The sequence below is a fragment of the Mesorhizobium sp. M7A.F.Ca.MR.148.00.0.0 genome (genome assembly GCF_003997735.1).
GTDB lineage: Bacteria > Pseudomonadota > Alphaproteobacteria > Rhizobiales > Rhizobiaceae > Mesorhizobium.
In genome coordinates, this window is record NZ_RZTB01000091.1 from 1 (window position 1) to 24,375 (window position 24,375).

35 protein-coding genes and 1 tRNA gene are annotated in these 24,375 nt (G+C 63.5%); 18 read left to right on the top strand and 18 right to left on the bottom strand.

Annotated features, from left to right (window positions below):
- Nucleotides 1-121 precede the first annotated feature (121 nt).
- Nucleotides 122-574 (top strand): GNAT family N-acetyltransferase, encoded by a 453-nt coding sequence (locus tag EOB49_RS25135; RefSeq protein ID WP_127382555.1) that lies wholly within the window; start codon nt 122-124, stop codon nt 572-574.
- Between the two features lie 153 nt (nt 575-727).
- Entirely contained in the window at nt 728-1,927 is a 1,200-nt protein-coding gene (locus tag EOB49_RS25140; protein WP_206526143.1) for a PLP-dependent aminotransferase family protein, read from the top strand.
- On the opposite strand, the gene EOB49_RS25145 is transcribed toward EOB49_RS25140, so the two are convergent.
- Nucleotides 1,904-2,206, bottom strand: coding sequence for a hypothetical protein (locus EOB49_RS25145; RefSeq protein WP_245472832.1), 303 nt, complete (start codon nt 2,204-2,206; stop codon nt 1,904-1,906). The genes EOB49_RS25140 and EOB49_RS25145 overlap by 24 nt on opposite strands.
- Before the next feature lie 330 nt (nt 2,207-2,536).
- Between EOB49_RS25145 and EOB49_RS25150 the strand changes: the two genes are divergently transcribed.
- From EOB49_RS25150 to EOB49_RS25175, 6 genes are all read left to right on the top strand, one after another.
- On the top strand, nt 2,537-2,965 hold the full coding sequence (locus tag EOB49_RS25150) for a VOC family protein (protein ID WP_127382557.1): 429 nt from the start codon (nt 2,537-2,539) through the stop codon (nt 2,963-2,965).
- Between the two features lie 182 nt (nt 2,966-3,147).
- On the top strand, nt 3,148-3,663 hold the full coding sequence (locus EOB49_RS25155; RefSeq protein WP_127319408.1) for a hypothetical protein: 516 nt from the start codon (nt 3,148-3,150) through the stop codon (nt 3,661-3,663).
- Nucleotides 3,664-3,765: 102 nt separating this feature from the next.
- Nucleotides 3,766-4,383 carry a C39 family peptidase gene (locus EOB49_RS25160; protein ID WP_127382558.1) on the top strand — a complete coding sequence of 206 codons (618 nt, stop codon included), beginning with the start codon at nt 3,766-3,768 and terminating at the stop codon, nt 4,381-4,383.
- A gap of 24 nt (nt 4,384-4,407) precedes the next feature.
- Nucleotides 4,408-5,481, top strand: a complete 1,074-nt coding sequence (locus tag EOB49_RS25165) for a D-alanine--D-alanine ligase family protein (RefSeq protein ID WP_127382559.1) — start codon at nt 4,408-4,410, stop codon at nt 5,479-5,481.
- A 128-nt stretch (nt 5,482-5,609) separates the two neighbouring features.
- Nucleotides 5,610-7,595 (top strand): AI-2E family transporter, encoded by a 1,986-nt coding sequence (locus EOB49_RS25170; protein WP_127382560.1) that lies wholly within the window; start codon nt 5,610-5,612, stop codon nt 7,593-7,595.
- A gap of 147 nt (nt 7,596-7,742) precedes the next feature.
- Nucleotides 7,743-8,390, top strand: a complete 648-nt coding sequence (locus tag EOB49_RS25175) for a glutathione S-transferase family protein (RefSeq protein WP_127382561.1) — start codon at nt 7,743-7,745, stop codon at nt 8,388-8,390.
- Between the two features lie 101 nt (nt 8,391-8,491).
- Here the strand turns inward: EOB49_RS25175 and EOB49_RS25180 are convergent, their stop codons facing one another.
- The 3 genes from EOB49_RS25180 to EOB49_RS25195 all read right to left on the bottom strand — a co-directional run bounded on the left by EOB49_RS25180 (nt 8,492) and on the right by EOB49_RS25195 (nt 11,120).
- On the bottom strand, nt 8,492-9,493 hold the full coding sequence (locus EOB49_RS25180) for an aldo/keto reductase (protein WP_127382562.1): 1,002 nt from the start codon (nt 9,491-9,493) through the stop codon (nt 8,492-8,494).
- 130 nt (nt 9,494-9,623) lie between these two features.
- Entirely contained in the window at nt 9,624-9,818 is a 195-nt protein-coding gene (locus EOB49_RS25185) for a hypothetical protein (protein ID WP_127382563.1), read from the bottom strand.
- A gap of 417 nt (nt 9,819-10,235) precedes the next feature.
- The gene (locus tag EOB49_RS25195) at nt 10,236-11,120 is read right to left on the bottom strand and encodes a LysR family transcriptional regulator (RefSeq protein WP_127382564.1); all 885 of its coding nucleotides are present in this window, start codon (nt 11,118-11,120) and stop codon (nt 10,236-10,238) included.
- 103 nt (nt 11,121-11,223) lie between these two features.
- Between EOB49_RS25195 and EOB49_RS25200 the strand changes: the two genes are divergently transcribed.
- Complete coding sequence (locus EOB49_RS25200) at nt 11,224-12,093, top strand: NmrA/HSCARG family protein (RefSeq protein WP_127382565.1); 870 nt, start codon at nt 11,224-11,226, stop codon at nt 12,091-12,093.
- A 103-nt stretch (nt 12,094-12,196) separates the two neighbouring features.
- Here EOB49_RS25200 and EOB49_RS25205 read toward each other — a convergent pair whose 3' ends face one another.
- Nucleotides 12,197-12,514: a hypothetical protein gene (locus EOB49_RS25205; RefSeq protein ID WP_127269194.1), complete on the bottom strand. Its 318-nt coding sequence runs from the start codon at nt 12,512-12,514 to the stop codon at nt 12,197-12,199.
- Nucleotides 12,515-12,795: 281 nt separating this feature from the next.
- Between EOB49_RS25205 and EOB49_RS25210 the strand changes: the two genes are divergently transcribed.
- Nucleotides 12,796-13,038 (top strand): hypothetical protein, encoded by a 243-nt coding sequence (locus EOB49_RS25210; protein WP_127269195.1) that lies wholly within the window; start codon nt 12,796-12,798, stop codon nt 13,036-13,038.
- 96 nt (nt 13,039-13,134) lie between these two features.
- Here the strand turns inward: EOB49_RS25210 and EOB49_RS25215 are convergent, their stop codons facing one another.
- The 5 genes from EOB49_RS25215 to EOB49_RS25235 form a co-directional block, all read right to left on the bottom strand.
- Entirely contained in the window at nt 13,135-13,341 is a 207-nt protein-coding gene (locus EOB49_RS25215; protein WP_127331684.1) for a hypothetical protein, read from the bottom strand.
- Nucleotides 13,342-13,535: 194 nt separating this feature from the next.
- A complete protein-coding gene (locus tag EOB49_RS25220) occupies nt 13,536-13,721 on the bottom strand; it encodes a hypothetical protein (RefSeq protein ID WP_127331685.1) in 186 nt (61 codons plus the stop codon).
- A 318-nt stretch (nt 13,722-14,039) separates the two neighbouring features.
- A tRNA-Gln gene (locus EOB49_RS25225) sits at nt 14,040-14,113 on the bottom strand.
- 84 nt (nt 14,114-14,197) lie between these two features.
- The gene (locus tag EOB49_RS25230) at nt 14,198-14,491 is read right to left on the bottom strand and encodes a hypothetical protein (protein WP_127331686.1); all 294 of its coding nucleotides are present in this window, start codon (nt 14,489-14,491) and stop codon (nt 14,198-14,200) included.
- Between the two features lie 380 nt (nt 14,492-14,871).
- Nucleotides 14,872-15,354 (bottom strand): pyridoxamine 5'-phosphate oxidase family protein, encoded by a 483-nt coding sequence (locus EOB49_RS25235; protein ID WP_127382566.1) that lies wholly within the window; start codon nt 15,352-15,354, stop codon nt 14,872-14,874.
- Between the two features lie 186 nt (nt 15,355-15,540).
- Here EOB49_RS25235 and EOB49_RS25240 point away from each other — a divergent pair, with 186 nt between their 5' ends.
- Nucleotides 15,541-16,596 (top strand): PAS domain S-box protein, encoded by a 1,056-nt coding sequence (locus EOB49_RS25240; protein WP_127331687.1) that lies wholly within the window; start codon nt 15,541-15,543, stop codon nt 16,594-16,596.
- A 141-nt stretch (nt 16,597-16,737) separates the two neighbouring features.
- Entirely contained in the window at nt 16,738-17,286 is a 549-nt protein-coding gene (locus EOB49_RS25245) for an MgtC/SapB family protein (protein WP_127382567.1), read from the top strand.
- Here the strand turns inward: EOB49_RS25245 and EOB49_RS25250 are convergent.
- Complete coding sequence (locus EOB49_RS25250; RefSeq protein WP_206526142.1) at nt 17,266-18,204, bottom strand: alpha/beta hydrolase; 939 nt, start codon at nt 18,202-18,204, stop codon at nt 17,266-17,268. The two genes, EOB49_RS25245 and EOB49_RS25250, sit on opposite strands and share 21 nt — an antisense overlap.
- A gap of 145 nt (nt 18,205-18,349) precedes the next feature.
- Between EOB49_RS25250 and EOB49_RS25255 the strand changes: the two genes are divergently transcribed.
- On the top strand, nt 18,350-18,658 hold the full coding sequence (locus EOB49_RS25255) for a hypothetical protein (RefSeq protein ID WP_127331689.1): 309 nt from the start codon (nt 18,350-18,352) through the stop codon (nt 18,656-18,658).
- 90 nt (nt 18,659-18,748) lie between these two features.
- Nucleotides 18,749-18,883: a hypothetical protein gene (locus EOB49_RS38655; protein ID WP_256746881.1), complete on the top strand. Its 135-nt coding sequence runs from the start codon at nt 18,749-18,751 to the stop codon at nt 18,881-18,883.
- An 85-nt stretch (nt 18,884-18,968) separates the two neighbouring features.
- On the opposite strand, the gene EOB49_RS25260 is transcribed toward EOB49_RS38655, so the two are convergent.
- From EOB49_RS25260 to EOB49_RS25280, 5 genes are all read right to left on the bottom strand, one after another.
- Nucleotides 18,969-19,214, bottom strand: coding sequence for a DUF982 domain-containing protein (locus tag EOB49_RS25260; protein ID WP_127331690.1), 246 nt, complete (start codon nt 19,212-19,214; stop codon nt 18,969-18,971).
- A gap of 15 nt (nt 19,215-19,229) precedes the next feature.
- Nucleotides 19,230-19,466 carry a DUF982 domain-containing protein gene (locus EOB49_RS25265; protein ID WP_023813818.1) on the bottom strand — a complete coding sequence of 79 codons (237 nt, stop codon included), beginning with the start codon at nt 19,464-19,466 and terminating at the stop codon, nt 19,230-19,232.
- Nucleotides 19,467-19,558: 92 nt separating this feature from the next.
- Complete coding sequence (locus EOB49_RS25270) at nt 19,559-20,002, bottom strand: GFA family protein (protein ID WP_127382568.1); 444 nt, start codon at nt 20,000-20,002, stop codon at nt 19,559-19,561.
- Between the two features lie 172 nt (nt 20,003-20,174).
- Nucleotides 20,175-20,354, bottom strand: a complete 180-nt coding sequence (locus EOB49_RS25275; RefSeq protein ID WP_023813816.1) for a DUF3606 domain-containing protein — start codon at nt 20,352-20,354, stop codon at nt 20,175-20,177.
- A gap of 491 nt (nt 20,355-20,845) precedes the next feature.
- Nucleotides 20,846-21,037, bottom strand: a complete 192-nt coding sequence (locus tag EOB49_RS25280) for a hypothetical protein (RefSeq protein WP_127382569.1) — start codon at nt 21,035-21,037, stop codon at nt 20,846-20,848.
- Nucleotides 21,038-21,224: 187 nt separating this feature from the next.
- Here EOB49_RS25280 and EOB49_RS25285 point away from each other — a divergent pair, with 187 nt between their 5' ends.
- Complete coding sequence (locus EOB49_RS25285; protein ID WP_127270776.1) at nt 21,225-21,653, top strand: DoxX family protein; 429 nt, start codon at nt 21,225-21,227, stop codon at nt 21,651-21,653.
- A 41-nt stretch (nt 21,654-21,694) separates the two neighbouring features.
- Here EOB49_RS25285 and EOB49_RS25290 read toward each other — a convergent pair whose 3' ends face one another.
- Both EOB49_RS25290 and EOB49_RS25295 read right to left on the bottom strand, forming a co-directional pair.
- Nucleotides 21,695-22,000 carry a hypothetical protein gene (locus tag EOB49_RS25290; protein WP_023813813.1) on the bottom strand — a complete coding sequence of 102 codons (306 nt, stop codon included), beginning with the start codon at nt 21,998-22,000 and terminating at the stop codon, nt 21,695-21,697.
- A gap of 73 nt (nt 22,001-22,073) precedes the next feature.
- On the bottom strand, nt 22,074-22,343 hold the full coding sequence (locus tag EOB49_RS25295) for a hypothetical protein (RefSeq protein ID WP_127382570.1): 270 nt from the start codon (nt 22,341-22,343) through the stop codon (nt 22,074-22,076).
- A gap of 495 nt (nt 22,344-22,838) precedes the next feature.
- Between EOB49_RS25295 and EOB49_RS25300 the strand changes: the two genes are divergently transcribed.
- The 3 genes from EOB49_RS25300 to EOB49_RS25310 are packed head-to-tail and all read left to right on the top strand — an operon-like array spanning nt 22,839 to nt 24,307.
- Nucleotides 22,839-23,273, top strand: coding sequence for a hypothetical protein (locus EOB49_RS25300; RefSeq protein ID WP_127382574.1), 435 nt, complete (start codon nt 22,839-22,841; stop codon nt 23,271-23,273).
- Nucleotides 23,266-23,691 (top strand): hypothetical protein, encoded by a 426-nt coding sequence (locus EOB49_RS25305; protein ID WP_245472834.1) that lies wholly within the window; start codon nt 23,266-23,268, stop codon nt 23,689-23,691. Before EOB49_RS25300 ends, EOB49_RS25305 begins: the two co-directional genes overlap by 8 nt.
- Nucleotides 23,612-24,307 (top strand): terminase family protein, encoded by a 696-nt coding sequence (locus EOB49_RS25310; RefSeq protein ID WP_245472835.1) that lies wholly within the window; start codon nt 23,612-23,614, stop codon nt 24,305-24,307. The genes EOB49_RS25305 and EOB49_RS25310 overlap by 80 nt, the downstream gene beginning before the upstream one ends.
- The last annotated feature ends 68 nt before the right edge of the window (nt 24,308-24,375 follow it).

Sequence of the window (24,375 nt, forward strand, 5' to 3'; positions counted from 1 at the left end):
CCTTCTCCCCGTCACTATACGGGGAGAAGATGCCGGCAGGCAGATGAGGGGCGGCACCAGCGCCCGGTGGAGAGCATATTCAAATCTTGCGGCCACCAGTGCCTCGCGATATCTCCACACCATGATCATCTTTCGCCGAGCGCAAGCCCAGGACCTGCCTGACATCATCGCCATGCTGGCCGACGATCCGCTTGGCGCCGGCCGCGAGGACGCCTCCTTGCCGCTGGCGCAAGGCTATATCGATGCTTTCAAGGCCATCGACGCCGATCCCAATCAGCTGCTGGCGGTGGCCGTGGATGGCGGCGAAGTGATCGGCACCTTGCAGATATCTTTCCTGGCCGGGCTCTCGCGCAAGGGCGCGTGGCGCGGGCAGATCGAGGCGGTTCGGGTTGCCGGCCACCGGCGCTCGGACGGCATCGGCAGGCAGATGATCGTATGGGCGATCGACGCGTGCCGGGCGCGGGGCTGCAGCCTCGTCCAGCTGACCACCGACAAGGGGCGGACGGACGCGCACCGTTTCTACGAAAGCCTCGGCTTCACCGGCAGCCATCTCGGCTACAAGAAGAGCCTTTAGGCGGGCGGAAAACCGCTGCACACTTTTGTGGAACTGCTCCGCTGGCGCATTCGGGAAATCGTTCAGGCACACTTCAATTCGCGGCCAAGAGGGGATATAGGTCAGCCAAGTTGACCTATATTGCAGCGTCTGGGGGGGCGTGTCGTGACCCTTATGAATCTGTTGGCTTCGCGCTCGTCGCGCATGAAAGCGTCCGAAATCCGCGAGCTCCTGAAGCTGCTCGACCAGCCGGACATCATCTCGTTCGCCGGCGGTATTCCCGATCCGGCGCTGTTCCCGGCCGAGGCGATCCGTGACGCCTATGCTTCGGTGCTGGGCGGCGCGGAGGCGGGTGCGGCGCTGCAGTACCAGGTCTCGGAAGGCTATCTGCCGTTGCGGCGCTGGCTCGCCGGGCAGATGGGCAAGCTTGGCGTCGCCTGTGACGAGGCCAATATCTTCATCACCTCCGGCTCGCAGCAGGCGCTGGATTATCTCGGCAAACTGTTCCTGTCGCCGGGCGACACCGCGCTGGTGACGTGGCCGACCTATCTCGGCGCGCTGCAGGCTTTCAACGCCTATGAGCCGCGCTACGACCGGCTGACCCCGGCCGGCGGCAACATGACGCCCGATGCCTATCGCGCGGCGGCGGCAGCAAATGGCAGCAAGGCCAAATTCGCCTATCTGGTGCCGGATTTCGCCAACCCGACCGGCAACACGCTGAACCGTGAGCAACGCGAAGCGGTGCTCGGCCTTGCCGGCGAACTCGACATCGCCGTCATCGAGGATGCCGCCTATCGCGCGCTGCGCTATGACGGCGACGGCGTGCCGCCGATCCTGGCGCTCGACTGCATCAGGTCCGGCGGCATCGACAAGGCGCGCACGCTCTATTGCGGCTCGTTCTCGAAGATACTGTCGCCGGGCATGCGCGTCGGCTGGGTTTGCGCCCCGCGCCACATCGTCGAGAAACTGGTGCTGATGAAGCAGGCCTCGGACCTGCACAGCCCGTCGATCAACCAGGTGGTGATGCATCGTGTCGCCGAAGCCGTCTTCGACGGCCAGGTGGAAAAACTTATCGGCGCCTATCGCGAGCGCCGCGACGGGCTGCTCTCGGCACTGGAATCCAATATGCCGGAAGGCGTGACCTGGAGCCGCCCGGAAGGCGGCATGTTCGTCTGGGTAACGTTGCCGGAAGGGGCCGACGCCACCGAGCTTCTGGCGCGGTCGGTGAAAGAGGCGCGGGTGGCGTTCGTGCCGGGCAGCGCCTTTTATGCCGATGGCACCGGGCGCAACACGCTGCGGCTGTCCTTCACGCTCGCCGACCGGCGCGCGGTGAGCGAAGGCATTCCAAGGCTAGCCGCCATCCTGAAGGGATAGGCCGGCGCCCGAAGCCGGCTTTTCCTCCGCCATTACAGCCACCAGCCGCTCAAGCTTTGAAAGCCTGGTGCGAGCAAGCTTGCGGACCGGCTTTTCGAAACCTGCTTCGCCGTTTTCGACGACGAAGACCAAGGTCATGAAATCGAGCATGAACTCATCGATGGCTGCCGCGACCTCGCGCGATCCGCCCTTGAACCGGCGCAGCAGAGCGGTTGCTTCCTCGATATCCTCGACACCGGCGCTGTCGAGCAGCGCTTCGAGCCTCTGAAAACTATCCAATAGCAATTCCTCCCACCGGGGCACCCAACCCGGTTGTGAGCGGAAAGTTCCAAAGGGAGAGTGGTCTCGCGGAAGAAATCGCCTCCACCGCTTGAATTCGCGGTTTCGACCGGCCATCGGCAATTTTGTTGTTCGGGTGGAACCTCCGCGGCCAACAAAGGTTCTTACCAGGTCTGATCCCCCCTCAGACCCCTGAAGGCTAGACATGCTTTCCAAAGGCCCGCCGGATCCCCTCCCGGCGGGCTTTTTGTTTGCTGGATAGAACAAGTATCCGCATTGACGACGCCCTGTCCGAACCTAAATTCGAAAACCTCACGAGGAGGCATCTTTATGGAAACCCAGGAATTGCATCGCGGCCGGCTCATCGACCACATCCAACTGGCGGTCAGGGATCTCGCGGCCAGCCGGCGTTTCTACGAGGCGGTCCTGCAGGCGATCGATGTTCCGATCGGTGGGAGCGGCGACGATTTTTTCTGGGCCGACGAGCTGTTTGTCTCCACTGCCGACAGCCGGGCCGCACAGGGAAAACTCACCGGTCGCCATCACCTGGCTTTCCAGGCAAGGGACCACGCCATGGTCGACGCCTTCTACAAGGCCGGACTGGCGGCTGGCGGCACGGACAATGGCGCGCCGGGCGAACGGCCCTATTATCCCGGCTATTACGCCGCCTTCCTGCTCGATCCCGACGGCAACAACATCGAGTCCGTCCATCATGGTCCGCATAGTCGCAGCGCCGCTTCGGTGAAGATCACCTTCTAAGCTGCCATATTCAGCCGGCCGGATCGCGGGCGCATGCGATGCCTGAGAGAAGTTGCCTTGCGTTGCCAGATTGGTGGCCCCGATGCTAACCGTGCAAATGGCGGGCGGGAATCGGTATGGAAGCAACGCGCGCTGCAAATCCTCAATAAAACTCCCCTTACCCCCTTGGAGATACATTTTTTATGCAAAACCCAACAAGGGCGATCTGTGCCGCCACGCTTTTATTTGCGATCGGGGCCGTGGGCCTCACAAGTATATCACCTTTTGCTTATGTTTCGTCGGCGCAGGCGCAGGAGGAATATCTTCCGACCCAGAAGGATTTTGTCGGCAAATGGAAACTCAACGGCGGAGCCATCCGGCCGCCGCGCGATATGAAGGATGCGCCGACACCGGAACAAGAAGCGGCCGCCAACGAGTTCCAGCAGACAGTGACCGCGTTTTACGGCGCGTTCGACTATCTGGAGATCACGGCGGACGGCCGCTACAATTTTCATCAGCCGGGTGATCCGACGTCGGGGCCTTGCGTCTGGTGCGGAACCTGGTCCTTCAGCAACAGTTCGGCGTGGCTCAAGCTGGAGACCGCGCCCAGGCTGGATATCTACGCCAAGGACGGCGACATGCAGATGACCTACACTGTCGAACCCGACGAAAAATCGAAATATGCTTGGCTGGTTTTCGGCTGGACGAAGGCCGAGTAGGCGGCGGCGCACGGCTCGCCACACCTAAACGGGCCTAAGCGGCTTTTCATCCATCTCGTATCCTCGTATACGAGATGGAGCCAGCCGCCCGAGGAAGTCCGCATGAGCCCATTGCCTGAAACCGTGCCGTTTTTCAGCCAGTGGGAGACGCCAGACATGACGCTGGACGTGCTCGCCGACGGCGCGGATGTTGCCCTCAGGCGCGATCCGCTGTGGCGGGGATCGGGCGCGGAAACACTCGATGAATATGCGGTCTGGGCGGCCAATATCTGCGGCATGGCGTGCCTGAAGATGATCCTGGCAAGCCGCGGCGAGATCGTGCCGACGATCGAGCTTGCCAGGCGCTGCACCTTATATGGCGGCTATGTCGTCAACGGGGGATCGATCAAAGGGCTGATCTACGCGCCCTTCGTCAGCTTCGTGAAAGAGGTTTTTGGACTCCGGGCCGAGGTGGTGACCAATGTCGCGACGGCCGAGATTCCGGCGATCATGCAGCGGACGCGCTTCTTCATCGCGTCGGTCAGCAGTTCGATCCGCTGGCCCGAGCGCGAGCCGCCCTCGAAGGGCGGTCATCTGGTGCTGATCACGGCGGCATCCAATCAGGGTTTCCGCTTCCACAACCCGTCCGGCCATGACCCCGCCACACAGGCAGACGCAGTGTTGGCGCCGGCGGATTTCGACCGCTTCTTCGCCAATCGCGGCATTGCCGTCGCCATTTGATTTTTTGACAGTCGAGGGATTTCGATGACCGGCAAGACAAGAGTGGCCATCCTCTATGGCGGGCGTTCGGCCGAGCATGACGTGTCGCGCCTTTCGGCCGCCAATGTGCTGAAGGCGATCGACCGGGCGCGCTACGACATCGTGCCGATCGCGATTTCCAAAAGCGGCAGATGGCTACTGCAACAGCCGGCCGCCGGCGACGGGGCAGGGGCGCCGGCATCCGAAGACGGCCCGGAGGTTGCATTGTTGCCCGGCGGCAAGGGCCGGCTGGTCGCCGTCTCGCGGCATGGTACGCAGCCTGACCTGCCCTCCATCGACGTCGTGTTCCCGGTGCTGCACGGGCCGTTCGGCGAGGACGGCTCGGTGCAGGGCTATGCCGAGGTCGCCGATGTAGCCTATGTCGGCTGCGGCATCCTCGCGTCGGCCGCGGCCATGGACAAGGATGTCGCCAAGCGGCTGATGCGCGAGGCGGGATTGGCGGTTGCCCGCTCCGTCACCGTGCATCGAAACGGAAAGCATTCCTTCCAGGAGATTGCCGGGGTGCTCGGCCTGCCGTTCTTCGCCAAGCCGGCGCGCCAGGGCTCGTCCTTCGGGGTCAGCAAGGTGAATGACAGGGATGGCTTCGAGCAGGCCATCGACACGGCTTTCCGCTACGACGGCAAAGTGTTGATCGAGGAATTCGTCGAGGGCCGCGAGATCGAGTTCTCGGTGCTGGAGCGCGCCGACGGGTCGCTGACGGTGTCGCTGCCCGGCGAGATCATTCCGGCCGGCAAGCACGGCTTCTACACCTATGAGGCCAAATATCTCGATGCCGACGGCGCGCTGGTCAAGGTGCCCGCCGATGTCCCGGCCACTGTGGCCGACAAAGCGAGGGAGATGGCCCGGCAGGCTTTTCAGGCGCTCGGCTGCGAAGCCATGGCGCGCGTCGATTTCTTCCTGCGCGCGGATGGCAGCCTGCTCGTCAACGAGGTCAACACCATTCCCGGATTCACCGACATCTCGATGTACGCCAAGGCGCTTGCCGCCTCAGGCATCGGCTACAGCCAGACCATCGACGTACTGATCGAGCACGCGCTGGCCAGGCATGCGGCGCGCTGATCCGATCGGTCGAGAGCGGCCGATGCGGCCCGGATCATTGCCTGTGAGCGAGGCGTATTTCATCGTTGGCTAAAGTTGCACGTCCGCTCTATATGCCCGATCATGGCATTTGGCAGGGGAGGCATCACGTGGCCAATCGTCGAAACGGCACGGCGTCTCCGGCTGATGGGCTAGGGGACGCCCTTTCAGCGGCCGCGCCCCATCCGCGAACCTCTTTGCCCAATGTGGCGGCCATCGTCACGACGGTGGCGGCACTGTATTTCGGGCGCGAGGTTTTTCTGCCGATCGCGATCGCGCTGCTGCTGACCTTCGCACTGGCGCCGCTTGTCTCAGCTCTTAAAAAGATCGGCATTCCCCGGATTGCCGCCGTCATTGCCAGCGTGCTCGGCGCTTTCGCGGCCCTTGGCCTCTTCTCCTTCATCGTCGCCACGCAGGTCAGCGAACTGGCGCAGAACATCCCGGTCTACCAGACCAACATCCTGACCAAGATCCGCTCGCTCAAGGAAACCGGGGTGGGGGGCGGGATCCTTGCCAGACTGAGCAAGGTGGTCGAACGGGTCGGCCAGGAGATCGACAGGCAGGACCCCTCGCTGCCGGCTGCCACCCCGGAAAAGCCGCCGCGCGAGCCGGTGCCGGTCGAGATCGTCGCGCGCGAAAGGCCGCTCCAGGTCCTGCAGAATATCGTCGGGCCGCTGATCAGCCCGCTTGGGTCGGCCGGGCTGATCATCGTCGTCGTCATCTTCATGCTGCTCGAGCGGGAGGATCTGCGCGACCGCTTCATCCGGCTTGTCGGCTACGGCGACCTCCACCGCACCACCGAGGCGCTTCAGGATGCCGCCAAGCGGGTGGGCCGCTATCTCTTGATGCAATTGGTCGTCAACATCGTCTACGCCGTACCGATCGCGATCGGCCTCTGGGCCCTCGGTATTCCCAATGCGCTGCTGTGGGGGCTGCTGGCGCTGGCGCTGCGTTTCGTTCCCTATATCGGCCCGATCATCGGCATGCTTTTGCCGCTGTTCCTGGCGCTGGCCGTAGCTCCGGGCTGGTCGCTCGTGCTGTGGACAGCCGCCCTGTTGGTGGTGATGGAGCTGATCACCGGCAATGTCATCGAACCCTGGCTCTACGGTTCGCGGACAGGACTGTCGCCGCTGGCGATCATCGTCGCGGCGATTTTCTGGACGTGGCTCTGGGGGCCGCTCGGGCTGATCCTGTCGACACCGCTTACCGTCTGCCTGGTGGTGCTGGGCAGACATGTGCCGCAGTTTGAATTCCTCGACGTGCTGTTCGGCAACGAGCCCGTGCTCGAACCCCATGCACGCCTGTACCAGCGGCTGCTGGCCGGCGATCCGGAAGAAGCCACCGACCATGCCGAGGAGATGCTGGAGGAGAAATATTTGGTCGAATTCTACGACAAGGTTGCCATTCCGGCGCTTTTGCTGGGCGAACAAGACCGTGTGCGCGGCGTCATGGGCGATTTGCAAAGGCGGCAGGTGGCAGCCAGTGCCCTGATGCTGGTCGCCAATCTCGACGACAGCGCGCAGGAGGAGGCAGGCGAGGAGGAGGAGCCGCACGTGGCCGCAGAGGCGAGCGACGATGGCGATCCCAGCGGGGGGGACGAGACCGAACTGCCCGATGGTACGGATATGTCCGTGCTTTGCGCCGGCGGGCGTGGCGAGCTCGACGACGCCGCCGCCGCTATGCTGGCGCAGGTGCTGGAGGTCCAGGGCGCGACGGTATCGAAAGCCGGCTTTGCCGATATGGAGCCCGCCAGCATTCGCCGCCTTGAGCTCGAAACCGTCGACACCGTCGTGGTCGGATTCCTGAACCGGGATTCCGTCAAGCACGCCCGTTTCCTGGTTCGCCGGCTGAAGCGCGCCAAGGCCGCACTTCGGGTGGGAATCGTGTTCTGGTCGGAGGCCGCTGCTGAGGACAAGGAGACGGCGGGCAAACTGGCCCGTGACTTGAACGCGGATTTCGTGGCGCATGGCATGGTCGACGCCGTGCTGGGCGCGCTGTCAAACGAGCCGCCGGTCGCTCTCAAGCTCGTCGCCAAACGGCGCATGCGGCGACAGCGGGCCGCGTCCAAGAAGGTCACGGCGGCAGCGGCGGACTAGGCCCTGCCTTTGCCTTCTTCGGCAATGCCGGGGTCGACAAGCCAGGCACGAATTGCGGAAAATAGTTCACACCGATGTCGATTTCCGGGAGGCCCATTCGTCTTCACGATAGGGAGCCGAAGAATTCGCCCAATCAGGAACGATGCGATGACAATCACCATCACGGCATTTGAGCGATCGCCCGATCGCGGCAAGGGACTGGCGCGCGATACGCGCGTTCGCTGGGCGCTCGAAGAGGTAGGGCTGCCTTATGAGGTTCGGTTTGTTTCCTTCGCGCAGATGAAGGCGCCGGGCCATCTGGCCCTCCATCCCTTCGGCCAGATCCCCACCTACGAGGAGGGTTCTCTCTCACTGTTCGAGACCGGCTCGATCATCCTTCACCTTGCCGAGCAGCACGCGGGCCTGCTGCCCGGCGATCGCGATGCCCGCGCGCGTGCGATCACCTGGATGTTTGCCGCACTTAACACAGTCGAGCCGCCGATCCTCGAATTAACGACGGCAAAGATATTCGAAGCTGACAAGCCCTGGAGCGAGGAGCGTTTGCCATTGGTGAAGGATCGTGTTCGCGCCTGTCTCGACAGGCTCTCGGCTCGTCTGGACGCCGCCGAGTGGCTCGACGATGCATTCAGCGCGGGCGATCTGTTGATGGTATCGGTGCTGCTGCGACTAAGAATGTCGGGCATTTTGGACGAATATCAAAACCTTGCTGCATATGTAGCGCGCGGTGAAGCTCGGCCTGCTTACATCAGGGCTTTCGCTGCGCAATTTGCGATCAACGCTCCACCGGCCAGCTGAAACATTGGCTGATAAAGCCGAGCCGACAGCCGATTTGACATCAGCTGCCGCCGAAGAGTTGAGCGAGAGCATTGCCCTCAGAGCGAGACGGGCGGCGCCCCCTACCGGTCGACCATCGCCATGCCCCGCTCGGTGTAGCGCGGGCCGGAGACTTTTCCCGGCGCAAGCGCTGCGTCGAGCGCGGCCATCTCGGTGGCATCGAGTTTGATGGCGGCGGCGGCGACGTTCTCTCCCAAGTATTTTGTGCGCTTGGTGCCGGGGATCGGCACGATGTCGATGCCAAAGCCGTCGCCCTTCGCCAGCAGCCATGCCAGCGCGACCTGGCCGGGCTTGACGCCGCGGGCAGCGGCGATGTCGCTCACCTTGGCGGCCGCCTCGACATTGGCGTCGTAGTTTTCGCCCTGGTAGCGCGGGTCGTTGCGGCGATAATCGCCGTCGGGATAGTCTTCCGCGCGCTTGACCTGGCCGGTGAGAAAACCTCGGCCGAGCGGCGAGAACGGCACCAGGCCGATGCCGAGTTCGCCAAGCAGCGGGATGATCTCCGGCTCCAGATTGCGCTCCCACAGCGAATACTCGCTCTGCACCGCTGACACCGGGTGCGCGGCATGCGCCCGGCGGATGTTGGCCGCGCCGGCCTCCGACAGGCCGAAGAAGCGCACCTTGCCTTGCGCGACGAGTTCGCCGACGGCGCCCGCGACATCCTCCATCGGCACCGCCGGGTCGACGCGGTGCTGGTAGAGCAGGTCGATACGGTCGGTTCCGAGGCGGCCGAGCGAGGCTTCCACGACCTCACGAATGTGCTCGGGCCGGCTGTCGGTTCCGGCCTGCTTGCCGTTTTCGATACGGAAGCCGAATTTGGTGGCGATCGTCACCTGGTCGCGCTTGCCCTTCAACGCCCGGCCGAGCAATGCCTCGTTGGTATACGGGCCATAGACCTCGGCGGTGTCGAGGAAGGTGCAGCCGAGTTCGATGGCGCGGTGCAGCGTGGCGATGGATTCGGCCTCGTCGGCCGGCCCGTAGGACTGGCTCATGCCCATGCAGCCGAGGCCGATGGCCGAGACCTGCAGCCCCTGGCTGCCGAGCTTGCGTGTTTTCAGGGTCATGGCAGGCGTTCTCCGGGAAGGGTCCAGGAATTATAGCAGCCGATCGCTCAATTCCCACAGGGTGTTCGGCCGCATGTCGATGGCTTGAAGACGACGCGGCCGCCCCATGGCTGCTCACCATGCGGCGGCGCTATTCTTCGACGGCCAGGATCACTCCGGCAATCGCGGCGCCGACAAAAGCGCCCACGGATGCGCCGACAAGGGGATCGGCCATGATATGGTTGCCGACCACTTCGCCGACACCGCCTCCAGCCAATGTGCCGGCAATTATACCGATGAAAAGGCGGAGAAGTGGATCTGTAGTCAGGCGATTCAGCATCATCATGGCCTTTGCAGCTCGCTCACATGTTGGAGGCGACATCGCGGGTGGACGGAGGCTTGGGCCTATGAGCGGCACGCTGATTTGACGCCTGCGGCGCAACGCTGGGCGTGGCTTTGGCATTCCCAGCGGTGTTGGACGCTTGCGCCTTGCGGTGCCTGAGCCAGTTGGATGACAGTTCGGCAAGGAGACTGCGCAGAGCCTTCACCACGTCCTCCTGAGTGCGGCGAGGCCAAAACCTCCATGCACCCAGTTTGTTCCACACCGAAAACAATCGTTCGCGAAACGGGCCTGCCGGCGCGATCGGCCTGTTTTCCGGGTTCTGTCGAGGAGTGGATCGGAGGTCGCGGCATGTTCTGCCAAGCAGGCTGGCAGGTGACGTGACGCTGCCCAGGCCCCAGTGCGCTGAAAGCGGGTTCGGCATCACCTGCCGATATAGGCGGCCAGTTCGTCCGGCGTCCCGTTCGGGAAGGCCTGTTTCAGAAAGTCCAGGAAAGCCGACACGCGCGGGCTGAGCAGCCGCCGAGACGGGTAGAGCGTCCACAGAGCGATCTCCGGCCCGTCAATGTCTCCCCAGTTCACCAGTGTGCCGTCAGCTAAATCGTGGGCCACCAACGAAATGGGAAGACGTGCTGCCCCGACCCCGGCTCGCACCGCATCGCGCACCATAATGAGCGTTCCCAAAGCGAGGACCGGCTCGATTTCTATCGCCGACCGGCCAGCCTCTGTCTTCACGTGCCATGTTTGCCGTTCGCCTGTCCCGCGCGCAACGCCAGGGGCCGGATCATCGGTGCGAGGAAGTTGAGGGCTCGCCACGACGACCAGCCGGTCGCGGAGAAACGCCCGTCCGATCAAGCTTTCGTCGGGATCCGGGTTGACCCGGATCACCAGGTCGTAGCCTTCCTCGATCATGTCCACAGCCCGGTCCTCCGTCGTGACCTCCAGCCTCACCTCCGGAAATTTGAGGGCAAATCCCGCGGCGATCCTCCCCATCGCGGTCTGAGAAAAAAGCAGGGGCGCGCTGATACGTAATCTGCCCTTGGGTTTCCGACCGCCCGAGGCGATCTCCGCAGCCGTCTCGTCCAGTTCGGCAAGCAATACTCCCGTCCGCTCGAAGAGCGCCCGTCCTTCTTCGGTCAGCTTCAGGTTGCGCGCGCCCCGTTCAAACAGGCGCAGGTCAAGGCTGCTCTCCAAGTCTCCAACCCGCCGCGACAAGGTTGCCTTGGGCCGGCCGGTGGCCCTTGCCGCTTTGCCGAAACCGCCATGGCGGGCAACGAGGTTGAAATCGGTGAGGGCCAGAAGATCCATGAGTGTTCCACCAGTGAGACGGTGCGTCTAAAATTTCGGCCTGTTTGACTGTTTGTGAGCCACACATATTGGGCCTGTCAAGCAACCCAACAGGAGAAATTCCATGACCATCCTCGTTACCGGCGCTACAGGCAATGTTGGCCGCCAAGTCGTCGAGCACCTCGTCAAGCGCGGCGCCGACGTCCGTGCTCTCGTCCGCGATTCGTCGAAAGCCAGCTTTCCGGCAGGCGTATCGGTCGCGCAAGGCGATTTTCTCGATGTCGATTCACTGCGCAAAGCCATGTCCGGCGTTTCCACCCTGTTCCTCTTGAACGCCGTGGTGCCGGACGAATTCACCCAGGCTTTGGTCGCGCTGAACGTCGCCCGATCGGCGGGCATCGAGCGGATCGTCTATCTCTCGGTGATCCATGCGGACGTCTATGTGAACGTGCCGCATTTCGCCGGCAAGTTCGGCGTCGAGCGAATGATCGAGCAGATGGGCTTCCAGGCCACGATCCTGCGCCCGGCCTATTTCATCCAGAACGACCTGATGATCGAAGACGTCATCACCGGCTACGGCACCTACACAATGCCGATCGGCGCCAAGGGGCTCGCCATGGTCGACGTGCGTGATATCGCCGAGATCGCCGCTCTCGAGCTGCTGCGCCGCGAACGGTCCGCGGAGCCGCTTGCGCTGGAGCGGATCAACCTCGTCGGTCCGCAGACACTGACCGGGACGGATATCGCCGCCATCTGGTCCGACGTGCTTGCCCGCCCGATCAGCTACGGCGGCGACAACACCGAAGGTTTCGAGCAGAACCTCAAGCAGTTCCTGCCTGCCTGGATGGCGTACGATATGCGCTTGATGGGCGAACGGTTCCTGACCGACGGAATGCTGCCCGAGGCCGGCGACGTCGAGCGCCTGACCACGCTTCTGGGCCGCCCGCTGCGCCCCTATCGCGACTTCGCCTCGCAAATCGCGGGCTCCGCCTGACGGAACGGCTATGGTCATCACCAAGGTACGGAAACAGCAGGGGGCCTTTTGAGGAGGCCGCCTTGACTGGCACGGGACAAATGCGCGTTCAGCCGGAATTGCCTTACTGCAGGGTGGCCTCACCAGGTCTGTCGAGTTGGGCGTTGACGCGCTCACCATCGTCGCCACCGAGGCCATCCACGAACAGACCAGCTACGCCGTCGAAATTGGTGAGCCCGTCGAATTCAATTGCCGCGCCAATCAGCTGGGCTGCCTGGAAGACAAGGTATTCGACGTCCTCGAGGGCGACGTTTTCGGCAAGATTCCTGACCCTTACATGCTCCGCCACCGCCGTGATGCTGACGATGCCGGTCTTCCTGAAGGCGACCTGGACTGCTGAACGGACGTCATCGCGCAGTCGCGCCGAGTAATCATACCGCATCGAAACCTCCCAAAGGGAATGGTTTTCTGTTCAGGTTGCACAATGCGGCAGGGGCTTGGGCTTGGCAAGTCACTAATTAAATAATATCAAAACAAATCAATGAGTTAGTATAGTTGTGCAACTGTGTGTGTTACGCCGAATACGCATCAGGCTCTTCATGAGCATGACAAGCGGTTCACCCATCGCGAGGTCTTGACGCGCTAGGAGCGGTTCCCTAATTATGAGTTGAGTAAGTTGAATACTCATTCTACGTATTCGTGGTGCTGAGCGAGGGAAGCGCGATGACTGAACTGGAACGTCCGGAACGGTTGCAGATCATGCTGACGTCAGACGAACTTGCGGCGCTGGAAAACTGGCGCTTCGACAAGCGCATGCCGAGCCGTTCGGCCGCCGTGAGGGAATTGCTGCGGCGCGGTCTTGCCTCGGATGGCTTCCTGACGGCGGAGCAAGGGACGAAGTCGCAAGACTTCGGCATCCTGCCAACCGCCGGCGGCAACGGCATTTCCGACGGCGGCAAGGAGTAGGGCGGTTCACCACGCGTGAGCCGCCCTGGCCCCGCAGGCCGGTCGGCAGTTGCCGCGACGCGGCGCCGGCTGGCGTACCGGGACGAGACTCTCGGTTCAGAGGATGTTGGTCGTCACTTCGACGATTATCGCGGCACCTTCCAGGCTGCCATTGGTGACGTGGACGACGCGCGATACCCGCAGATCCTGCGTGGTTCCGTCGATCGACAGCGCAACACTTTCGCCGATCCGGGGAACCGCCTGAAAAACGGCGTCCGTGGCCTCCGGCCGGTTGTCGATCGATATGCGGCAGTTGACGGTCATGAGATGTCTCCTGTGTCGGCCCGGTGGTCAACGCAGGGTCCGCGAAATGGTTTCAGGAGCCGGACGCAACTTAATGGCGCCCGGATTCGTAAAGCAGTAATTGCTCCATCGTTCATCGTAACGGAGCAACAGCTCGCTGGGGAGGGCGTTGGCTGCCCCGGCGAGCTTGATCCGATTTGCCCAGGGGCGTGGCGTCACCGAGGCATGGAGACGAGTTTCGGAGCCCGCAATTCCCCGGCCATCCTTGCCGCTTGGAAGATTGTCATCAAAACCAGGATGGGCTCACCCTCGGTCGGGTTGATGGTCAGGACGACGCGGCCGAGCTCGTCGCTCATGCCGCAAGACCAATCCTTGACGGCTATCACTTTTCTCGCGGCCATATGCCTTCTCCTGAACCGGAGATCCCCTGCGGGCTACGCCGTCTGGAGTTGGTCGACAGAACCTTTGCCTGACATTGCAACCAGCCGAAGTGCGGCAAATGCGGTCAATATTATGAAAACCGCCGTGACGTTCAGGGACATCGTCGATGCAAGGACGCCCCCGTCAAAGCAACTCAGTTCCATGGCGCTGCACCCCTTGAAGCCACTGACGGTCCGGATGATGATCCTGCTTGGGGCGAAATACAAGCGTTCGCTAATACGCTGATGCCGGCTGGCCAGCCCTGCGCGCAGCTTTTGAGCAGCCGAACGCTTGGTTGCTGGTTCCCGCTCAAGGGCTCGAACCTCGATTCACGCCTTCAAAGGGCGCTGTCCTACCATTAGACGAAGCGGGAAAATGCACGTTGCGCCCCACCCCTAGCCGGTTCGCGCGCCCGGATCAACGCACTGCGGCGGCAAAGCCGACTGAAGGCGCGGTATCAGTCCGGAAAGTTGGTGACAGGTTCCTCGCAGCGGTAGACCGGGCAGCTGCCGTCACGGGTCGGGACATAGGCCGACATCGGCACCTCCGGCCAGTCGCATTCGTTGCCGAACTGCCTGACATAGCGGTCATAGGTGTTGGGGCCGGTGGTCAGCACCACGGCATGGCGGCTTTGGAGCAGTTGCCGGAGTTGGTCGCAACTCATCGTGCGGGTGTCGGGCCTGGCTTCGGCGAGGCCGGTCGCGGCCAGCAGGATCGCTGTCGTCATCAAGGCAATTCGGCGCATCGGCATGGCTGTTCCCTCGAATGGATGTATCGGCCGAAACTCGCACCCCGGTGGGTGGTTCCGCAACCGCCGGCTGGCCGTCTGTGGCGGCGCAACCAAATGGTCCGTCGTGCATTGCTGGGGATGGATGGCAGGAAGCCCTACGAAACCCCGCAATGGCGGCCCGGAAACGGGGATCGCGAGGCCATGTGCTGTTCTTTCTGCGGCGGGCGCGACCACAGCTATGAGGACTGTCCGCAAAGGGATACTGACGCCGATCCAGTGCCGAATGCCCCTGACCCTCCCAAGCCAGACTGATCCGCGCCGGTATGCCGCCAGCAATATGTCAAATGCGACCCGCCGGCATTCGTACTCTGACTGATGTCGTGATTTTCAACGCCGTCCGGCTACATCCTGACCTTACCGGTGTCACCGATTTCCGGGCGGGTGTCGCTGACCGTTGCGGCCAGCATCTTCACGTAGCTGACCACGGTGCCGGGGCTGTCCCAATACTGGGCATCTTTCGGCGTCACCTTAAGCACGCGGATCGAAGGGTCATCGGCACTGTCCCACCAGGCCTTGGCAGGGGTCGACCACAACTCCCTGATCTTGGCGCGGTCGTTCGAAACCGCCGCCAGACCGCTGACGGAAACATATTTCTGGCCGCCTGAATCGGCGAAGGCGAGACCGACATTGGGCTCGGCTTCGATCTCGTCATCCTTGTGACTGTCGACATCGGTGAGGAAGTAGACGGCGTTTTCGTCGCGCACCACATGCGCCGCCATCGGTCGCGAGCGGATGTCATCGCCTTCGCGAGTGGCGAGCATACAGAAGCCGATCCTGTCCATCAGTTTCCAGACCCGGTCGAGATCGCTGTTGCCGTCGCTCATTGTGTGCCTCCTTATTAGCCGTCCACGGGGGGTGTCGGGTGCAACTCGCGCAAGCGCGCAAGGTTCCGGACATGAACTGCCCGGACTGTTCCTGGGAGGAATGTTGGAGGCGATTGCAACCAAAACGCACCGCGGCGCATTGGTGGCCATGCGCGAAATCCGCGCATGAGGGAGAAGGGGTCGACAGTGACAGACTTGGCGGGCCGTGATGCCTTGATCGCCATCACCGCCGATGCGCGTTTGGCGGCGATTGTCGATTCGTCCTTCGACGCCATCGTCAGCAAGGATCTGAACAGCATCATCACCAGTTGGAACGCAGCGGCGCAACGCATGTTCGGCTACACCGCCGAAGAGGCCGTCGGCCGCTCCGTGCTCATGCTCATCCCCGATCATCTCAAGGATGAAGAGACCGACATCATCAGCCGGGTTCGCAGGGGCGAGCTGCTGGCCAGCTACGAGACGATCCGCCGGCGCAAGGATGGCGGCCTCATCGCCGTGTCGCTGACCATTTCGCCGATCAGGAACGCGTCCGGCGAGATCATCGGCGCCTCGAAGATCGCCCGCGACATCACCGCCAGCAAGGAGAGCGAGCGCCGGATCAGGCTTTTGCTCCGCGAGGTGAACCATCGCGTCAAGAACCAGTTCGCGGTGATCCTCTCGATGATCCGGGAGACCAGCAAACGCTCGACCGATCCCCGTGAATTCGAGGAGTTGATCCGTTCCCGCATCATGGCGCTGTCGCGGTCGCACGATCTGCTGGTGAACTCGGAATGGGCCGGCGCCAGCCTCTTCGACCTCGCCCAGGAGCAGCTCAAGCCGTTCGGCCACGAGGCGCGGGTATCGCTGTCGGGACCGCTTTTGACCTTGCAGCCGAATGCCGTGCAAAATCTCGGCATGGCATTTCATGAGCTCGGCACCAACTCTTCCAAATATGGCGCGCTGGCGAGCGAGGCCGGGCGGCTGGAGATCACCTGGCGGATCGTCGAAGGCGCTTCGGACAAGCTGGAAATCCATCTGCTCTGGGACGAGACGATGCCGATGCGTGAGGGAGAGCGTCGGGACGAAAGCACGCGCAAGGGTTTCGGCACCGTCGTCCTGCAACGGGTCGCGCCGCAATCGCTGAACGGCCTGGCGGTGCTGGATCGCAGCCCGGGCCATCTCAGCTGGTCCCTGACGGCGCCGCTGGATTCGATCATCGTTCCGCAGCTCGGCGCCGACCTGCCTGAAACCGAAACGTCCTGAGCCCTTGAGGATTGGCTCCATCAACCTCCCTTTGGCAGATGCGTTTTCAAAAGCGGCCGCATCCTTGCCGCACCTTGCCGTGGATTCAGGAACCGTGACCCGGCGGCCGCGTTGTGGCGTCAAGCTTTCGGAGGGGACATCATGGAACAGCTCGTCGAGGAATTCGGCCATTCCACCTACACCTCGTTTCCGGTCATCGCGGCGCGGCTGTTGCTGGCCACCCTCTATGGCGCGGTCATCGGTTTCGAACGCGAATGGCGCAATCGCCCGGCCGGACTTCGCACGCATATTCTCGTCTGCGTCGCCGCCGCCACCTTCGGCATCCTGACGGTCGAGATCGTGCACGCGCCGATGTTCGCGGGGGAATCGGTCAAGGTCGATCCGATCCGGGTGGTCGAGGCGGCGACCGCCGGCGTCGCTTTCCTCGCCGCCGGCTCGATCATGTTTTCGCGCGGCGAGGTGCATGGGCTGACGACCGGCGCCGGCATGTGGCTGGCGGGCGCGATCGGCGTCGCCTGCGGACTGGGTCTTTGGCAAGTGGCCGGGTTCGGCACGCTGATCGTGCTGATCGTTGCCGGCTTTCTGCGCCGGTTCGAAAGCGGACCCGGCCTTGCCGCCGGTGATGAAGGCAGTCAGGCAAAGGCGGAGAAGGAGGGGGCCTCGGCCCGATCAAAGGGAGGGCGAAGGTAATCCCGTTCGCCGGGAGATGCCGTGAGTGGTTTCACCGAAGAAGCCGGCCAGCAGATCGGCCGTCCCCGCCGGGTCCTCCTCGGGAAAGAAGTGTCCGCCTGGCATCGCCTGGCCGCGCACATCGTCGGCCCAGCCGCGCCACAGCGCCAGCGGCCCGCCTTCGCCGGCATACCATTGCGCCAACGCGCCCTGACCGCTCCATAGCGCCAGCAGCGGGCAGCGAATGCGCCGGCCGGCTGCGTTGTCGGCATGATCGTGCTCGCGGTCGAGCGTGGCTGCCGCCCGATATTCCTCGCAGATGGCATGGGCGTGGGCAGGCGCGCGCAAGGCCTCGACATAGGCCTGACGCACTTCGGCTGGAAACGCCGATGGCGGCGAGCCCCAGCCGTTGAGCGCATTGTCGACGACCGCCTCGGCGGCGCCGGACAGGATCTTTTCCGGCAACGGCTCGGGCTGCGCCAGCAGCGACCATGGCCAATAACCCAGCGCCAGCCTGGCGTCGGCCCGGTCCCAGGCATCGGCGGTCGGCACGATGTCGAGAACGGCGAGCTTGTCGATGCTGCCCCGATGATCGAGCGCCATGCGGTAGGCGACACGCCCGCCGCGATCATGGCCGGCGACCATGAATCTGCTGAAACCCAGCTTCTCCATCAGCCTCATCATATCGGCGGCCATGGTGCGCTTGGCATAGGGGGTGTGGTCGGGAGTGGACGCCGGACAGGAACTGCTGCCATAGCCGCGCAGGTCGGCGCAGACGACGCTGAACCGGCTGGCCAGAGCGGGGGCGATGTCGCGCCACATCAGATGCGTCTGCGGAAAGCCGTGCAGCAACAGCAATGGCGGCCCGCCGCCGGCACGCAGGCAGAATATGCCGGCATCGCCGGTGTCGATTTCCGCGCCTTGAAAACCTTCGAACATGATCGCCTCCGGCACGCGCAACGGCCGGCAAACGGGTTTGGTTGCAATGCCGCACGGCGAGGCGGCCAACCTTTTTCATCGACAGGCGTTGTCCCTTTGAAGGAAGGTCGCCGCGGGCGACCGTGAAAGAAAGAAGGAGGCAGTGATGAGAATTCTTGCCATCATGCCACTAGGCCTCATGCTGGCGCTGGCAGTGCCGGCCGCGGCCCAGCAGCAGAACGACAGCCAGGCGCCGCAGGCCGACAAATGCAGGGCTCAGACCGAGCAAGGGGCAAAACAGCAGCCTGGACAGCAGGCCGATGACGGCAATTTGACCGCGAAGCTCAACGACTGCGGCGGCGTGCTGAAACCGCCCCCGACGGGCGACCAGGGCATGGCGGCGCCGGCGCCGAACGAAGGCAAGACGCCGGTGATCAAGCCGGGTGAAGTGCCGCCCCAGCCGCCGAAGCAATAACCTCCGCTCGCTGGTATTATCGCGCAAGCTAATGGAACCTCGTTATCTTGGGGGCGTTTCTCTCACGACTTGGAATTCGGAGAGATTATCGTGAGAGATATTGCGACCACAGCCACGTTGCTTGCCTCGATTGCCATTGTGATTGCCTTGATTCTGCTGGCGCCGAAGAGTTTTGGCTTCGAAACTTCACACCCGATCGTACAGGGCGAGCTTCCGCCGGAATAATCGATCGAGTATTGCGGGTGATCAGGACGATTTGCGTGAAGCAGGCGAGGCACGATGTCCCGCCTGCTTCTTTTCATTGAAACCGCTATCGCACCAAGACGCCGGAGTGGCTGCAGAGCGCTGCGAACGCTTCCTGTGCCTCGGCAGCACCTGCATTGTTATCCAAGGCTGCTTCGACCTTCTCGCGCGCCGCCTGGTAGAACGGGCCGCGTTTGGCCTGCGGCCAGTCGATCAGGATTTCGCTGGCATCCTTGAGCGTTGCGACGTCGCGGATCGTGTCCGACCCATGCGGCTTGATCCGCATCGGTGTGGGCAAAATGAGCTCGGACATTGTCCTGTTTTCCATCTACTGGAGGAGTTTTGCTTCGCGCGCGGCGTCGATCATCGCCCGCATCGCTTTTTCCGCTGGCGTCCAGCCATCCAGCGCATCGCGGCAACTGCGCAACGCCGCCCGGTAGCGCCGTCCCTGGCCAGCCGGCCAGTCGCCGAGGCATTCCAGCCCTTCCCAGGCGCTGCGGATGATGCGCTCGCGCTCAGGCGCGAATTTTAGCCTGATGGGGCGGGGAAACATCTTGTCGTTCAATGGTCGTCTCCATGATTGCCAAGTCGCCGGGCGACATGCGTGAGAGGCGATCGGTAACGTCGCCGGCAGGACAGGGTTCCCTTGCCAAGAGATCAAATCTCAGCGTCGATGTCCGACAGCGATCTCGGCGTCGGCGCTTCGGCGTTGTGCTGCGCTGGGCGGTCATGCTCGAACTGTTCGGTGCCGGGCAGAGCGTGCAGCCAGGTCTCGCGCCTGGAGGTCCACAATTCATATTCGGGCACGAGATCGGTCGGCGCGATGTCGAGGCTGCCGATCGCTACCTCGGCCTCGTTGTCGTCGACCCAGGCGACGCGGCCGCCGCATGTCGGGCAAAAGCTCCGTGTGCCATAGGAGCTGACGAGGCCGGTGGTCTCGAAGGCCTCGCGCGGCCAGATGGCAAAGGCCGAATAGACCGAACCGCCGGCCTTGCGGCAATCCTTGCAGTGGCACAGGCCAACGCGCAATGGCGGGCCGTGAACCTCGAACTGCACGCCGCCGCACAGGCAGCTGCCGGTCCTGCGTATGGTGTCGGACATGGCGACCTCCCTCAATGCGTGGCGCTGCCGGCCGGGTGGGACAGATGCTCGTCTGCCGTTTCGTTGGCCAGGATGAGAAACCGGGAAAAAGACATCCTGTTCACCGTACCACCCAGGCCCGGTTGACGCGGCCCGCAGCATCTTCAACGCCGCCCAGGCGAAATGGTTTCGGCTAGCCGCGGGCCGCCATATGGGCGTCGAGCTTCTTGCGCGAGGGGCCGTAGCGCTTGATGATGGTCTGTGCCTCGCTTGGCGGGATGCCGTATTTGCGGGCAAAGGCGGCAACCTCGTAGGGCTCTTCACTCGAGACCTGCTTGCGGTCCTGTTTCGTCTTCGACTTGTCGTCAGCCATCTCAGGCCTCGCTTTCTGTTGTCGGGGACGCGCAGCCTTCGGCGCCCGCGATCAACACGACATAACACAGATTGGCGCCGCCGGTTCCACCAGACGACACGGCCTGGGCTGCGATAGGCCTGTATCAGGCCGAGGGCCGCATGGGGTCGGCGGCGGCAGCGTGGTCGCCGTCACATTCGGAGCATGCCGCGCTGAGGCCGGGGCAGCCGCGCCGGTGCGTGCCGGCGGGGCAGCAATGGCCGTTGGAACTCGTCCAGCGGGGGCATTCGAAGACCTGGCCAGCGCCGCCGCAGCCGCTGCCCTCCAGCGGTGCCGACCGCTCGCCATGAGATGTCGCCCCAAACCTGACGCTCGTGCGCAAATTTCAGCCCACCCAAAATCCCTGCACCGACACACCGGTGCATTAGCCCCGACTAACGATATCACGTCCGTGATTACCAACAAGTTTCAACATCGCTATGCGCCGGAAAGCCGTCCGGGCCGGCGTGTCGTCAGGCCGGCTTCAGCCGCATCGCGGCGAGATACATGAGCGCCGAGGCGGCCTGCCCGCGGTCCCAGCAGGCGGCCTCGACCTTGCGGAGCAGGGCGTCGAGATGCGGAACCAGCATATCCCTGCATTCCTGTTCGTAGGCGGTGCTCGTCGCCGGATGCCGCGGTGCGCCGATGGTCAATGCCTTGGCCACGTCCGATTCCCCCTTGGAGCGAGCAATAATATGCCGTCAGCCGGCAAACCGAAAATCGCTCTTGCCGTACGGTGTGACGCTTCGAAAGCCCTCTGCGATCCTGTCGAGAAAAATTGGCCTGATGTGTCGGACCTGGCGCCGGTCGCGCGTCCTAGGAGCGATCAACCTGCAAAGCTGGAGAACGAGCATGTCGTCGCAAATCACTCAATCACCGTGGCAGACCGCGGCCCTTGTCGTCGCCCGGCTGATCTTCGCCGGCGTCTTCCTGATGGCCGTGACCTTCAAATTCATGGGCATGGACGCCACCGCCGGTTATATCGCCGCCGCCGGCTTTCCGTTTCCGCTGTTCCTGGCCTGGTGCGCGGCGATCCTGGAAGTCGCGCTGGTGCTGTGCTTCCTGACCGGCGCCTTCTTCTCGCAGGCAGCCCTGGTCGCCGCCGCCTATGTGCTGTTCCTCGGCTTCGCCTTTCACGGACCCAGCCACTGGGCCGGCAACCAGGCCGAGTTCGGCTTCTTCGTCGACCATTTTTCGTTCCTGGCCGGACTGCTGTTTGCGGCCGTACATGGACCGGGCAAGGTGCTTTCGCTCAATTCGGGATGGCCGGGCAGGGCTTGAGGCGTGGGCAGCGGGCCACCGCGGACGCCCGCCGGCCCCGCTCACAGCTGGTCGTTGTAGGGTTCCTTTATCTTGCCGACCATGCGGGCCAGCTTCGAAAAAGACGGCATCTCCGCCTCCGGCTGGCACTGGTTGGCGAGTTCCAGCAGCCGGATCGGAAAGTTGACGGCGTCGCGGCTTGACGCGGACATGCCTTCGGACCGCTCCTGGTTGGTCTCGCCGGCCTCGGTCTTGCGCAAGGCCAGGTCGATCTCCTCCGCCGTCAGCACCCCCTTTTGAACCAGGAGGCGGTTGATCGAGGCGACGGCCATCAACAGGCCTTCGAGTTGCAGGTTGGCGACATTCACGGCGATTGCTCCCGTGGCTGGGGTTGAAACGCGCGAGCGGCATTTCCGCTCCAGAAAGGCTGCGGGCGAATGCCTATTCCTGCGTCAGCCGTTCGCCATATTCGCGCCACAGCGCCTTGACCTCCAGGTTGCCGAGGCTGCCGATCGAAACATCCCCACAGCTGATGGCGACGGCGGTGATGTCGTATTGGGGGTAAGCGTTGGCGACGAAACGGATGGCTTCGCCCAGCGAACGCACGCGGATGACTGGATCGGCCTGACCCTGGCCGGTGCTGCGCACGCCGGAAACCGTGGCCGGTGCATGCCGCATCCTGAACACGGATGCCATGGCTGGTCTGTCCATCGTCCTCTCCCACAAGGCCGTGCGACGGGAATCATTCCATGAGCTTCGACGAATGATTTCACACCTGCCGGCTTATGACCAGCCGCCGGCAAAAGCAGGGTTTTACGCGCTTGCCAGTGTCGCTCAGAGTGGGAGTTCCGGCCGGTCTAGGAATTTTTTCTCAGAAAACGGTTGACGGGGTGAGTGCAGCTATGCTACATTTTTACCCATGGTGCTGAGTTGCGCCACCGACCCGCCGCCGAGGCGGGTTTTTTGTTTCTGGGCTAGACAGGTCGGCGGGACAGCGCCCCCCTCTGTTCTGCCGGACATCTCCCCCACGCGGGGGGAGATTGGCAGGTTCAGCGCCCTGCCGGCCTTTGCAACGTTGGTGTTTGGCGAAACCCGGCGTGACAGCCGATCTCCCCACCCGTGGGGGAGATGTCCGGCAGGACAGAGGGGGCGCCAAGGAATGCCATCCTTCGCCCGATGACTCATTTCGCAATCCAAGAGACACCCATGACCCGCTACGCCACGATCATCACCGATGCTGACGGCCAGGAAATCGTCAGCGCCATCGGCGAGTTCGAGGGCGCCGCGCCGCGGCCTCGTCTGGGGCGTGTCGAGCAGGTCACACCCGGCGTAAAGATCGGCATGGTGCGGGACGAGGCCGGCGGGTTCGGGTTCCCGCAGGCCGGTATCGCCGAGCACCTTGTCGGTCTGGTCATGGCGCGTCTCAGGGCGCGGGCCGGTGTGGCAAGGCCTGTCGCGGCGGCGAAGCCTGCCCCGGCGGCTAAGCCTGCCGACGCGGCAAAGTCAAAGCGCGTCCAGGGAGCCAAGAAGCGGGCGAGGAAGAAATCCGCTCGTTCAAAGAAACCGGCCAGCCGGGCCGGATCGATGCCGAAGGCCGGCATTCCCGCTGCCAACGCCGTGGGTGGTGACGTCCATGACTGAAAAGACAGCCGCCAGGCCGACGCGCCGCAAGCCGGCGAGACGCAGGCCCGCCGCCAAACCGGCCGTGACGCAGAAGCCGCGCCGCAAGCGCGCCAAGAAAACACTGGGCGACGATTTCCTGGCCGCCGTGCGTGCCGATTTCCGCACACATGGCGCCGGCGTCATCGCCGAGGTGCGGGCCGACAAGCCGGATCAATATCTGAAGATCGTGCTGTCGGTGCTGCCCAAGGATTTCGATGCCACGATCAACCAACTGGACGGCCTGAGCGATGACGAAATCCGCAGCCGCATCCGCGCCCTCGAGGCAGTCGTCAAACCGTTCCTCGAAGAGCCCGGTGATGTCCGTGAAGACGGAATATCTGGCGCTGATGGCCGAACTGGACAGACGGCGCCGGACCAATCAACTGGCGGCCTATAGACCGTATCGACGCCAGGCCGAGTTTCACGCAGCGGGCGCCCAGCACCGCGAGCGCCTGTTCATGGCCGGCAACCAGCTCGGCAAGACCAGGGCAGGGGGCGCCGAATGGGCCATGCATCTCACCGGCCGCTATCCCCAGTGGTGGCAAGGCAAGGTGTTTGACTCGGCCGTCAGGCTGTGGGCGGCCGGCGTCACCGGCGAAGGCACGCGCGACAATCCGCAGCGCGTGCTGGTCGGCCCGCCGCAGCAGCAGGCGGCCTGGGGCACCGGCATGATCCCGGCCGACGCCATTGTGCAGACCTTCATGGGCCGCGGCGCGCCGGGCGCGCTCGACAGCGTCGTGGTGCGCTGGGGTGGCGGCGGCGACGTGCAGGCCGATGAGTCGGTGCTGTCGTTCAAGAGCTTCGAGAAGGGCCGCGAGAAATGGCAGGGCGAGACTTTACACGGCGTCTGGTTCGACGAGGAACCGCCGCTCGATATCTATTCCGAAGGCTTGACCCGCACCAATGCGACAGGCGGCATCACCATCGTGACGTTCACGCCGCTGCTTGGGATGTCGGATGTGGTGCTGTTGTTTCTGTCGGCGGGAGAGATTGAGGGGATGGCGAAGGGGTGATGCGCCTGACTTGCCTTCTCCCCTTGTGGGAGAAGGTGTCGCCGAAGGCGACGGATGAGGGGTGTTCC